This window comes from Citrobacter sp. C5_2 (genome assembly GCF_014596845.2).
Classification (GTDB): Bacteria; Pseudomonadota; Gammaproteobacteria; order Enterobacterales; family Enterobacteriaceae; genus Citrobacter; species Citrobacter werkmanii.
Genome location: NZ_CP115032.1, coordinates 4,822,042 through 4,834,611 on the forward strand (window position 1 = coordinate 4,822,042; position 12,570 = coordinate 4,834,611).

Genomic DNA, 12,570 nt, shown 5'->3' on the forward strand with positions numbered 1-12,570 from the left:
ATCAACAAAACGCGTTTTTTAACATCGCGACGCTTCAGTTCCTCTTAATATTTACCCGCTACTCTTGGCGACACGATTAAAGACAGGCTCACACTATGCAATCCTTACAACCCCAGTCTAAACCTGCATTTAGCTGGAAAGCCCTGGGTTGGGCGCTCCTCTATTTTTGGTTTTTTTCCTCATTACTGCAGGCCGTCATCTACTTTAGCGGCTACAGCGGATCTACCGGTTTACGCGACTCCTTGCTATTCAGTTCGCTGTGGTTGATTCCGGTATTTTTATTTCCAAACCGTATCCGTATTATTGCTGCCGTTATTGGTGTCATGCTATGGGCTGCCTCGTTGGCCGCTCTGAGCTATTACGTCATCTACGGGCAAGAGTTCTCGCAAAGCGTTCTGTACGTAATGTTCGAAACCAATGCGAACGAAGCCAGCGAATATCTGAGCCAATATTTCAGTCTGAAGATTGTGTTAATCGCGCTGGCGTATACGGCAATGGCGATTCTGCTGTGGACGCGTCTGCGCCCTGTTCATATTCCATCGCCCTGGCGCTATCTGGTGTCGTTTGCGCTGTTATATGGCTTGATTCTGCACCCAATGGCGGTTAACACGTTCATCAAACATAAACCGTTTGAAAAAACGTTGGATGGTCTCGCTTCGCGTATGGAGCCCGCCGCGCCGTGGCAATTTATCTCCGGGTATTATCAGTATCGCCAGCAGTTGACCTCGCTCAATAGCCTGCTGAATGAAAACAATGCCCTGCCTCCGCTGGCCAACTTTAAAGACCATTCCGGTGACGCGCCACGCACATTAGTGCTGGTGATTGGTGAGTCAACGCAGCGTGGTCGTATGAGCCTGTATGGTTACCCGCGTGAAACCACACCGGAACTGGATGCGCTGCATAAAACCGATCCTAACTTCACCGTTTTCAATAATGTCGTGACCTCACGTCCGTATACCATTGAAATCCTGCAGCAGGCGCTGACCTTTGCCAACGAGAAGAACCCGGATCTGTATCTGACCCAGCCATCCCTGATGAACATGATGAAACAGGCGGGTTATAAAACCTTCTGGATCACCAATCAGCAGACAATGACTGCCCGCAACACCATGCTGACGGTATTCTCTAAGCAGACAGATAAGCAGTTCTATATGAACCAGCAGCGTACGCAAAGCGCACGCGAGTATGACAGCAATGTGCTGGCGCCATTTAAAGAAGTCCTGGCCGACCCGGCGCCGAAAAAATTCATCATCGTTCACCTGCTGGGTACCCATATTAAGTATAAATTCCGTTATCCGGATGGTCAGGGCAAGTTCGACAACAATATCGACAATGTTCCTCCTGGCCTGGGTAATGATGAGCTGGAAGCCTACAACGATTACGACAGCGCGAATGTCTACAATGACCACATCATTGCCAGCCTGATCAAAGACTACAAAGCGACCGATCCGAACGGTTTCCTGTTGTACTTCTCCGATCACGGTGAAGAGGTGTACGACACGCCGCCGCATAAAACGCAGGGCCGTAATGAAGACAATCCGACACGCCATATGTATACGGTGCCGTTCTTATTGTGGACCTCGGAAAAATGGCAGGCCGCGCACCCTCGGGACTTCTCACAGGATGTGAATCGTAAATACAGCAGCTCAGAGCTAATCCATACCTGGTCTGATTTAGCGGGCTTCACTTACGATGGCTTCGATCCAACGCGTTCCATTACCAGCCCACAGTTTAAAGAGACGACTCGCTGGATTGGCAATCCATACAAGAAGAATGCCCTGATTGATTACGATACCTTGCCTTACGGCGATCAAATCGGTAATCAATAATCCTACACAGGCCACTCTTTAAGAGTGGCCTTTTTTTATGATGACGGTTACTGTTCTCCCTGTCTGCTGCCTGCAAGGGATTAACATGTATCACGACATCAGCCACCTTCTCGCCCGCCTGATTAACGGCCCCACACCGCTGCGCCAGATTTACTTTGCCAGCACCTGTAGCTCAATGCCGGAACTGGCATATCAGGTTGATTTTCCCCGGCTGGAGATTGTGCTGGAAGGGGATCTCACCGATCAGGGTATTGCCGGCGCAGCCGCGACGTTACTACCTGGCGATGTCCTGTTCGTTCCGGCTGGCGGCTGGAACTTTCCGCAATGGCTCACACCGGTCACCACGCTCAGCATTCTGTTCAGCAAGCAGCAGTTGGGTTTCAACGTCGTTCAGTGGGACGGCAAGCAATATCAAAACCTCGCCAGGCAGCATGTCGCACGGCGTGGACCGCGTATTGGCTCTTTCCTGCTGCAAACGCTTAATGAAATACAGATGCAGCCGCAGGAGCAGCAAACGGCCAGGCTAATCGTCGCGAGCTTGCTGAGCCACTGTCGCGATCTGCTCGGCAGCCAAATACAGACCGCGTCGCGCAGTCAGGCGCTGTTCGAAGCCATTCGCGACTATATTGACGAACGCTACGCTTCACCCCTGACCCGGGAATCGGTGGCGCAAGCGTTCTACATCTCGCCCAATTACCTCTCCCACCTGTTTCAAAAAACGGGCGCAATCGGTTTTAACGAATACCTGAACCACACGCGACTTGAACACGCGAAGACGCTACTGAAGGGTTACGAGCTGAAGATCAAAGACGTGGCGCACACCTGTGGGTTTGTTGACAGCAACTACTTCTGCCGCCTGTTTCGCAAGAATACCGAACGTTCCCCCTCAGAATATCGTCGGCAATATCACAGCCAGTTGACGGAGAAAGCGATCCATCAGCAATAAAGAAGACAAAAATAACATTAACTGGATTTTTGTAATATAAGAAATGAACTCATAACCCACATCACCTTAATAAAACCCGCCTGCAACTGACATGTGAAGTAAGTCTCACTTTTGTCGATACATTACATTTATCCAGCTTTTGACAGATTTGTCAGATAGCGCGATGCGGCGAAACACTCTTATCCTGTGCACAACAACGCATTCCGGCAACGGGCTGCTCACGCAAAATTAAGAGGATGTTTTGTATGGAACTTTACCTTGATACCGCCAACGTCGCGGAAGTCGAACGTCTGGCCCGTATCTTCCCTATCGCGGGGGTCACCACTAACCCAAGCATTGTGGCGGCAAGCAAAGAATCCATCTGGGATGTGCTGCCGCGCCTGCAAAACGCCATTGGCGAAGAGGGCATTCTTTTTGCCCAAACCATGAGCCGCGACGCGCAGGGGATGGTGGAAGAAGCCAAACGTCTGAGCAATGCCGTACCGGGTATCGTAGTGAAAATCCCCGTCACTGCTGAAGGTCTGGCCGCCATCAGGTTACTGAAAAAAGAGGGTATCACCACCCTGGGAACCGCCGTGTACAGTGCTTCGCAAGGTCTACTGGCCGCGCTGGCTGGCGCAAAATATATCGCGCCATACGTTAACCGCATTGACGCTCAGGGCGGCGACGGGATCCGCACGGTACAGGAACTGCAAACGCTACTGGAGCTACATGCGCCAAACAGCATGGTACTGGCGGCCAGCTTTAAAACCCCGCGTCAGGCGCTCGATTGCTTACTGGCAGGATGTGAAGCAATCACCCTGCCCTTAGATGTAGCGCAACAAATGCTCAATACCCCTGCGGTAGAGTCAGCAATAGAGAAGTTTGAGCAGGACTGGAACAACGCATTTGGTCACATCAACCTGTGAGGGAAATAAAGTATGGATCGCATTATTCAATCACCTGGTAAGTACATCCAGGGTGCCGATGTTATTACCCGTCTTGGCAGCTACCTCAAACCACTGGCAGCACGCTGGCTGGTTGTTGGGGACAAGTTTGTCTTAGGCTTCGCACAGTCCGCACTGGAAAAAAGCTTCCAGGATGCCGGACTGGCACTGGAGATCGCGCCTTTTGGCGGCGAATGTTCGCAAAACGAAATCGACCGTTTGCGCGGCGTGGCGGAAAAAGCGCAGTGTGGCGCAGTACTCGGTATTGGCGGCGGGAAAACGCTGGATACCGCCAAAGCGCTGGCGCACTTTATGGGCGTACCTGTCGCCATTGCGCCAACCATCGCCTCTACCGATGCACCGTGCAGCGCGCTGTCCGTCATTTACACCGATGCGGGTGAATTCGATCGCTATCTGCTACTGCCGAACAACCCGGACAGGGTCATTGTGGATACTAAAATAGTCGCGGGCGCACCAGCGCGTCTGTTAGCCGCAGGCATTGGCGATGCGCTGGCGACCTGGTTCGAAGCACGCGCCTGTTCACGCAGCGGCGCAACCACCATGGCGGGCGGTCAGTGCACCCAGGCGGCGCTGGCTCTGGCTGAGCTGTGCTTTAATACGTTGATAGAAGAAGGTGAAAAAGCGATGCTGGCAGCCGAGCAGCACGTGGTTACGCCTGCGCTGGAACGCGTTATTGAGGCCAATACCTATCTGAGCGGCGTCGGTTTTGAAAGCGGTGGTCTGGCAGCGGCTCACGCCATTCATAACGGCCTGACGGCGATCCCGGATGCGCATCATTACTACCACGGCGAGAAAGTGGCGTTTGGTACGCTGACGCAATTGGTGCTGGAAAACGCGCCGGTCGATGAGATCGAAACCGTGGCGGCGCTGTGTCATTCCGTTGGACTACCGATTACTCTGGCGCAACTGGACATCAAACAGGATATTCCGGCGAAAATGCGCATTGTGGCAGAAGCTGCCTGTGCTGAAGGCGAAACCATCCACAACATGCCTGGCGGCGCAACCCCGGACCAGGTGTATGCCGCGCTGCTGGTCGCTGACCAGTATGGGCAGCGTTATCTGCAAGAGTGGGAATAACCTGCCAATAAAAAACCCCGCAATCGCGGGGATTTTTTATTCATACCATGCCGGATACGCGCAAGCGCCATCCGGCGTTTTTGTTTACAGCAGATCGAAACGATCCAGGTTCATCACTTTCACCCATGCCGCCACAAAGTCCTTCACGAATTTCTCGTGCGCATCGCTGCAGGCATAAACTTCAGCCACTGCACGCAGTACAGAGTTAGAACCAAACACCAGATCGGCGCGAGTTGCGGTGTATTTTACTTCGCCACTCAGACGGTCACGGCCTTCAAACAGCTCTTGTGACTCATCAACCGCTTTCCATTCGTAACGCATATCCAGCAAATTGACGAAGAAGTCAGTGCTGAGTACGCCAGGACGATCGGTAAAGACGCCGTGCTGACTACCATCGAAGTTGGTGCCCAGTACGCGCATACCGCCCACCAGCACAGTCATTTCCGGTGCGGTCAGCGTCAGCTGCTGCGCTTTATCAATCAACAAAGACTCAGTGGTTGATACGTCAGGGCGAGAACGATAGTTACGGAAGCCGTCCGCAATTGGCTTGAGCAGTTCAAACATCTCAATATCCGTTTGATCCTGACGCGCATCCACGCGGCCCGGCGCAAAAGGAACATTGATGCTGACACCCGCAGCGCTTGCGGCCTGCTCCACGCCTACGACGCCAGCCAGCACGATAATATCGGCCAACGACGCGGTATGGGCTGATTTATAGATACCCTCTAACACGGGCAGTACGCGTGCTGCGGTAGCATTCACATCCCAACCACGCTGCGGGTCGAGCGCCAGACGAGCGCCATTCGCGCCGCCACGTTTATCCCCACCGCGGAAGGTTGATGCAGAAGCCCATGCCACCGAAACCAGCTCGCCTACGGACAGGCCGGAAGCCGCAATGGTCGCCTTCAGGTTAAGGATATCTTCTTCGCTTGGGTTGAAGAACGCATGCGGCAGCGGATCTTGCCAAATCAGATCTTCTTTTGGCACTTCCGGTCCGATGTAACGCGCTTTCGGCCCCATATCGCGGTGCGTCAGTTTAAACCACGCACGGGCAAAGGCTTCGTTGAACGCCTGCGGATCGTTAAGGAAACGACGAGAGATCTTTTCGAACTCAGGATCGAAACGCAGCGTCAGGTCAGTGACCAGCATCGTCGGCTTGCGTTTTTTCTCAGGATCAAACGGATCGGGGATAATCTCTGGCGCATCCACCGCTTCGAACTGGATAGCGCCCGCCGGGCTGCGAGTCTGCACCCACTCATATTTGAACAGGTTCTCGAAGAAATAGTTGCTCCACTGGGTCGGCGTTTGCGTCCAGACCACTTCCAGGCCGGAAGTAATCGCGTCTGCACCCGCGCCGCTACCGTAGCTGCTGGCCCAGCCTAAGCCTTGCGCTTCGATCGGCGCAGATTCAGGATCGGCCCCAACGTGGGAAGCGGCTGCTGCACCGTGAGTTTTACCTAACGTATGACCGCCGCCAATCAGCGCCACGGTTTCTTCGTCGTTCATTCCCATGTTACCGAAGGTCGCGCGAATCGCCGCGGCCGCAGAAAGCGGTTCGCCGCTGTGATCCGGCCCTTCCGGGTTAACATAGATAAGACCCATCTCGGTTGCGCCCAGCGGGGTTTTCGCCAGCGCTTCCGGGTGACGGTGAGTCAGCCAGGCTTTCTCATCACCCCAGTTTACGTCGAGATCCGGTTCCCAGACGTCTTCACGACCCGCGCCAAAACCGAAGGTACGGAAGCCTGAGTTTTCCAGCGCCACGTTACCGGCGAGAATAAACAGGTCGGCCCAGGAGATTTTCTGACCATATTTCTGCTTGATTGGCCACAGCAGACGACGCGCTTTATCCAGGCTGACGTTGTCCGGCCAGGAATTCAGTGGTGCAAAACGCTGCTGCCCGCGACCCGCGCCACCGCGTCCATCGATGGAACGATAGGTCCCTGCGCCGTGCCATGCCATACGGATAAACAAACCGGCATAAGAGCCCCAGTCAGCAGGCCACCACGGTTGAGATTCGGACAGAAGGGCTCTGAGATCCCCTTTCAGGGCAGAGTAGTCAAGTTTGCTAAATTCTTTGCGGTAGTCGAAGTCCTCACCCAGCGGGTTCGAACGATTGGAATGTTGGTTCAAAAGATCAACGCGGAGTTGATTAGGCCACCAGTCGCGGTTATTTCTTCCTGCTCCCGCGCTGTGATCCGGCCCGCCCTGATGGAAAGGACACTTACCGGCAGTTGATGCGTTCTGGCTATCGTCGGACATGCTCATCTATATGCTCCCTTTACAGTGTTATGACTACGATATACACCACCAGAGATTAGATATAGTCGAAATAACCCACAGATTCGATAGCCAGATCCTTTTATATTTTTAGTTACAGAGATGTAGATCAAAATGATCAATAAAAAACCCTCCGCAGAGGGCTGACGTACTGATTATGCCGGTCTTACTCCCAGCGTGTGACAAATTGCGTAGCTCATTTCGGCGCGATTGAGAGTATAGAAATGGAAATCTTTCACCCCTTCGCGACTGAGAATTTTCACCATATCCATGGCGATGTTTGCGCCCACCAGCTTGCGGGTTTCCGCATCATCATCCAGGCCAGCAAACATGGTCGACATCCACGCCGGAATGCGAACGTTGGTCATGTCGGCAAATTTTTTCGCCTGTTTAAAGTTAGATACCGGCAGGATGCCCGGAATAATTTCCACATCGATACCCGCAGACACGCAGCGATCGCGAAAACGCAGGTAGCTTTCTACATCGAAGAAAAATTGGGTGATCGCGCGGTTCGCACCGGCATCAACCTTACGCTTCAGGTTCAGCAGATCGGCTTGAGCGCTCTTCGCTTCCGGGTGCACTTCCGGGTAAGCCGCAACGGAGATATCAAAGTCCGCAACGTCTTTCAGCAGAGTCACCAGGTCAGAGGCATACATATCCGGTTTACCGCTTCCCGGCGGCAGGTCACCGCGCAGGGCAACAATATGACGAATACCGTTATTCCAGTAGTCCTGAGCAATAGTGCGCAGCTCATCGCGGGTCGCATCAATACAGGTCAGGTGCGGCGCCGCTTCAAGCCCGGTGCGATCCTTGATCCCTTTAATAATGCTATGCGTGCGGTCGCGCTCACCAGAGTTTGCACCGTAAGTGACTGAAACAAACTTCGGCTTCAGGCTGCTCAGGCGATCGATAGAGTTCCACAGGGTTTGCTCCATTTCACTGGTGCGCGGCGGGAAAAATTCGAAAGAAACGTTAATCTGCCCCTGTACTTCGGCCAGACTCTGATTCAGCGCTTCCCGCTGGTTGGCGTGAAAAAAGCTCATACCTTACCTCATCAATCTTTTGTCGTTATATGTTGTGTTGTGAACTGCTATACGTTTAGACGTCTAGATGTAAAAATGACGGAAAAGCACGCTGGCGTCAACACAAAAATCATCGTTAAAGGTGAGGAATACTCAGTCAACGTGAAAATAATTCACATCAACCTGAAAGACCGAGGGATTGGTTCACAACCGTCTGCAACCACTGCAACGTTGCTTCGCTCTCAGGCAGCATTACCAGTCCCACGTGGATACGCAATTCGGAATCGGTAAGCGGCAGAAATATCACGCCCTGACGCTGGATAGCGGAAAAGGAGGCCGGGAGTAAACTCAGACCGTCGCCATGCGCGATCCGCGCCAGCAGCACGTCATGTTCCAGCGGCTCTTCAATACAGGCTGGAGAGTAACCGGCGCGGCGAAAAATATGTCGGGTGTAATCAAAAAAGGCAGGATTCCGTTCGCGTTTAAACCAGAACAGTGGTCGGTGGTTCAGCGTCGTTAATGAGAGTGACGGCAGGCTCGCCTCTGGCCAGATCGCGGGTAATGCGGCAATCATCGGTTCTTGCCAGCCGAGTGGCATGACGGTAAGCCCGGGAGTCTCAAGCGGTAACGCCACCAGCGCTGCATCCAGTTTTCCCCGACGAACCTGACGCACCAGCTCAGGCGAACCATGACGAACAATATGTAGCCTCTCCGTACGCTCGTGTAGCTGCGATTCAAGCGGAGCAAAAACACCTTGTTCAAACGCCGTACTTAGCCCCAGGCGCAGAGAGTGCTCCCCAGCTTGCGCTAACTGGCTCAACGTCGCGCAGGTTTCTTCGTACATCGTCAGCACTGGGCGCACTATTTCAAGTACGCGCAGACCGTCTTCCGTCAGCGTCAGCCCACGGGTATGACGGACAAAAAGCGTCATCCCCAGACGTTCTTCAAGCTGGCGAATGTGGCGACTCAGCGGCGGCTGCGACATAAATAAACGTTGCGCCGCCCGGCTCATATTGTTCTCTTCCGCTACTACGGAAAAGTAACGCAGCAGGCGAATATCCAGAGAGTGCAAAGGCGATGTTGTCATACCAAAAAGGTATCACGGAAACGGTATTATCCCAATCATTCTGCACGCTCTATCCTCAGGCTATATACCAGACAAATGAGGAAGAGATTATGCATTCAGAACGCTTTATTACCGGTCAGAAGATGCTGCAAAAAGTGGATGGTAAAGGGGGCGATGCGGTCGTCGAAAGTCTGCAAGATATTGCGCCAGACTTCGCCCGCTACCTGCTTGAATTTCCTTTTGGCGACATCTATTCAAGACCGGGATTGGATTTACGCAGTAGAGAGATTGCTACCGTCGCGGCGTTAACGGCGCTGGGTAATGCCGCCCCGCAATTGAAGGTGCATATTGGCGCGGCATTACACGTTGGCTTAACACAGAATGAGATCGTCGAAGTGATTATGCAGATGGCCGTATACGCTGGCTTTCCGGCCGCGTTGAATGGTCTGTTCGCCGCGAAAGAGGTGTTTGCCTCCCACAGAGGCTAAAACAACAGGCCAGCGGCTTGTCTGCTGGCCTGAACGCGTTACTTTTTCACATCTTCCACACGCATGCCTTTCAGTTGCTCATCCGTCAGCGTATTTCCCGCTTTGAAATAATCAACGACGGCATTAGAGACATAGTTACCGCCGGATGTATTACGCGCTGTGCCTTCGGTGAATGCCGTAAAACCATCACCGCCGTCTGCCAGAAAACTATTGGTGGCAATGTGATAAATCACAGCGTCCTCAATTGGCTTGCCGTTTAGCGTCAATACGGTGACCCGCTGGCCAACCGGTTTGCTGCTGTCGTACTTCATCTCAAACCCTTTGGATACCTGTAGTACGCCGTTACTTAAACCCGCGCCATGCTCCATCAAACTACGCAGTTGCTTACCGGTAAGATCCATCGTAGACAGCTCGTTCGGGAACGGGAAGGTACTAATAACTGCGCCTATCGTAATCGCACCTGCCGGGATTTCATTACGAATGCCGCCTGAGTTGGTAAGCGCTAACTGGGTATCTTTACCCGCCGCAGCCAGTAATGCATCCGCCGCCAGATTCCCCAACGAGGAGGATTCCCCGTAAGCACGCGTCAGCTCAACCGGAGAGTTGGAAACCGTCTGTTGTACCACTTCATCAAGCTTCTTATTCCAGCCATCAATCACCTGTTTCGTCTGCGGATCGGGTTTCCACTCATCGGCGTAGATCGTCTTCAGCTCGAAATTCTTCACGGTAAATTGATGCGGTTTTTGCTGGTAATCCAACACCAGTTTACCGACATCAATACCGCCGCTGTCGGTGGAGAGAATTAAGGTATTACCGACTTTAATCGGCTCTGGCGTGCCCACATGCGCATGGCCGGTGATCAGGATATCCTGGCCATGCACCTGACCTGCAGTCTGGATATCTTTATCCAGCGCACGACGCACATCTGTACTTCCCTGGCTGGACTGACGCGCCGGCGTACCTTCGTGGATCAACGCCACCGTCAGATCGACCTTACCTTTTAATTCATCGATATAACGTTGCAGCCACTTCACCTCATCCCGCGCCTCAATGCCAACGCGCGTCGCAGCCGAAACCGTATCATCAAAAGCAAACACACCGTGCAGACCTATGACGCCAATCTTTACGCCATCTTTTTCAATAATGGTCCAGGGCTTATCCCAGAACATTTTGCTGCTGTTCTGGTAAAAGATATTGCCCTGCACAATGGGGAATTTCGCCTGGCTCAGTTGCAACAACGTATTATCCCAGCCGTGATCGAACTCATGATTACCCATAGTGACGGCGTCGAAATTCATCGTATTCATGATATCGATAATCGCCTTGCCCTTTGTCAGGCTGCTGATGTACGGCCCGGTGAAGTAATCACCCGCGTCAAAGAACCAGGTCGCGCTATTTTTCGCTTTTTCCTGCTTCACCATCGTCGTGATATTGGCCCAACCGCCAATATCGCGTGTGCCATTAGCAATCCACGGGACTTTATAAGGTTCGACGTGGGCATGGAGATCGTTGGTATAGATAATCGTGACGTCTTTCGCTGACGCCCATAACGGCAGCGATACCAGAACACCGACAGCAAGCATTTTTAACTTCATAATCAATCCCTTTCAGTCATATAAAGAATCGCTACGTTACGTTCTGAAAGGTTTTTTTATGTGAGAAGACTCACACCCATCGGTAATAGTTGCAGGGCAAAATCAACGACCATTAAAAATCGTTGGTAATGCGATGACTTCTCTGTTCACCATCAACTGCTGCAAGTCTTTTGGCTGCAAAAATCTGGGGCTGGCAAACTCCGTTGATTACAGCTGGCCCGATTACCGACTGGGCTACGCCGCCCTGCACTGCCGGGCATGCGGAAGTTATCCCCCGCTGTTTAACGCTGAACATTTCCGCGAGTGGTTGGCCGCCTGTTTTACACATTTTGCAATTAACAGCGGTCTTTTTTGCCCAAATTGCTATCAGCGGGAACCGATCCGTTATGGACATAACCCACAGGGAACCCAGCGCCTACAGTGCCGGAGCTGTAGAAAAGTCTGGACCCCCAGACAACCGCCATTGACGACTATTGATCCGCCAGAACAAATAGTGACGGTGCCACTGATCGTCCCTTTTCAGGGCGCAAGTGCAGATCAGAAACTGTATGTATTACTCAGTTTTGATGCTATTCGCGGCAATATTTTGCATATTTCCAGCAACTTCACTCCTCATTCTGTTGGCGAGTCATTAGTTTACCGCTGGCGCGGGATGGTCGAGGCCACAGTGAATCATGACGATGAGATCCAGCGTGTAAATCAGCGAGAAACGCAGTTTTTACGCCGCAGCCAGTTTGACGAAATTCAGTACGGCAGCGCGATGCTCAAACGTAACGCCAGCGGTGAGATTTTACGCCCGGTCATTACCGCGCATGGGCATTTCCGCGTCCTGAGCCATCTCTGGCCTACGATTAAAATGCACATCATCGCCCACGAATGCTTTCTGCGCGGCGCTGTGATTACCGCATGGGCGGAACAGTTTCGCGAAAATCACGCCTCGCTTTGGTTTGTGGATGAAGAAATGGGCGACGATCAACACACCAGGCCCTGGCAATTACTGGGTAAAAGTTATCAGGGATGGTGGCAAAACCAGTGGCAGATTTGGCAACAGGGCAACAGGCGTAAAATGGTGTGTCTGTTAACGGAGGGTCAGGTTGAAAAAGGGGCCTCGATAACCCTGAGGGCAAGTCATCATTTTATCGCCTGGCTACAGCAACAGCCGGAATTTCGGTATAGCGCCCGTTACTCAGCCCATGCGGTGTTTCAGACGATAAGGACGCTGACGGAGAAATACAACATCCTGATCACCCAGAGCGATTTGCCCGGTGGCGCTGCCGCTTCCCGGGCCTATGGTTCGTGTCATAGCCAGGCCGGATAAGCGTA

General features: G+C 52.7%; 10 protein-coding genes. 6 read left to right on the top strand and 4 right to left on the bottom strand.

Features of this window, described 5'->3' with window-relative positions:
* Nucleotides 1-95 precede the first annotated feature (95 nt).
* The 4 genes from ICA20_RS23390 (at nucleotide 96) to ICA20_RS23405 (ending at nucleotide 4,799) form a co-directional block, all read left to right on the top strand.
* A complete protein-coding gene (locus ICA20_RS23390; RefSeq protein ID WP_038636061.1) occupies nucleotides 96-1,829 on the top strand; it encodes a phosphoethanolamine transferase CptA in 1,734 nt (577 codons plus the stop codon).
* An 85-nt stretch (nucleotides 1,830-1,914) separates the two neighbouring features.
* Nucleotides 1,915-2,775, top strand: coding sequence for an AraC family transcriptional regulator (locus ICA20_RS23395; protein WP_038636059.1), 861 nt, complete (start codon nucleotides 1,915-1,917; stop codon nucleotides 2,773-2,775).
* 245 nt (nucleotides 2,776-3,020) lie between these two features.
* Nucleotides 3,021-3,683 (top strand): fructose-6-phosphate aldolase, encoded by a 663-nt coding sequence (fsa, locus tag ICA20_RS23400; protein WP_038636057.1) that lies wholly within the window; start codon nucleotides 3,021-3,023, stop codon nucleotides 3,681-3,683.
* A 12-nt stretch (nucleotides 3,684-3,695) separates the two neighbouring features.
* Nucleotides 3,696-4,799, top strand: coding sequence for a glycerol dehydrogenase (locus tag ICA20_RS23405; protein ID WP_038636055.1), 1,104 nt, complete (start codon nucleotides 3,696-3,698; stop codon nucleotides 4,797-4,799).
* 84 nt (nucleotides 4,800-4,883) lie between these two features.
* On the opposite strand, the gene katG is transcribed toward ICA20_RS23405, so the two are convergent.
* From katG to ICA20_RS23420, 3 genes are all read right to left on the bottom strand, one after another.
* Nucleotides 4,884-7,064: a catalase/peroxidase HPI gene (gene katG, locus ICA20_RS23410; RefSeq protein WP_038636052.1), complete on the bottom strand. Its 2,181-nt coding sequence runs from the start codon at nucleotides 7,062-7,064 to the stop codon at nucleotides 4,884-4,886.
* A 167-nt stretch (nucleotides 7,065-7,231) separates the two neighbouring features.
* Nucleotides 7,232-8,119 carry a methylenetetrahydrofolate reductase gene (metF, locus tag ICA20_RS23415; protein ID WP_038636049.1) on the bottom strand — a complete coding sequence of 296 codons (888 nt, stop codon included), beginning with the start codon at nucleotides 8,117-8,119 and terminating at the stop codon, nucleotides 7,232-7,234.
* Between the two features lie 157 nt (nucleotides 8,120-8,276).
* Entirely contained in the window at nucleotides 8,277-9,185 is a 909-nt protein-coding gene (locus tag ICA20_RS23420) for a LysR family transcriptional regulator (RefSeq protein WP_038636047.1), read from the bottom strand.
* An 89-nt stretch (nucleotides 9,186-9,274) separates the two neighbouring features.
* On the opposite strand from ICA20_RS23420, the gene ICA20_RS23425 reads away from it, so the two are divergent.
* The gene (locus tag ICA20_RS23425; RefSeq protein ID WP_038636044.1) at nucleotides 9,275-9,652 is read left to right on the top strand and encodes a carboxymuconolactone decarboxylase family protein; all 378 of its coding nucleotides are present in this window, start codon (nucleotides 9,275-9,277) and stop codon (nucleotides 9,650-9,652) included.
* A 38-nt stretch (nucleotides 9,653-9,690) separates the two neighbouring features.
* Here ICA20_RS23425 and ICA20_RS23430 read toward each other — a convergent pair whose 3' ends face one another.
* Nucleotides 9,691-11,247: a bifunctional UDP-sugar hydrolase/5'-nucleotidase gene (locus ICA20_RS23430; RefSeq protein ID WP_038636042.1), complete on the bottom strand. Its 1,557-nt coding sequence runs from the start codon at nucleotides 11,245-11,247 to the stop codon at nucleotides 9,691-9,693.
* Between the two features lie 133 nt (nucleotides 11,248-11,380).
* Here ICA20_RS23430 and ICA20_RS23435 point away from each other — a divergent pair, with 133 nt between their 5' ends.
* The gene (locus ICA20_RS23435; RefSeq protein WP_038636039.1) at nucleotides 11,381-12,565 is read left to right on the top strand and encodes a hypothetical protein; all 1,185 of its coding nucleotides are present in this window, start codon (nucleotides 11,381-11,383) and stop codon (nucleotides 12,563-12,565) included.
* Nucleotides 12,566-12,570: the final 5 nt, after the last annotated feature.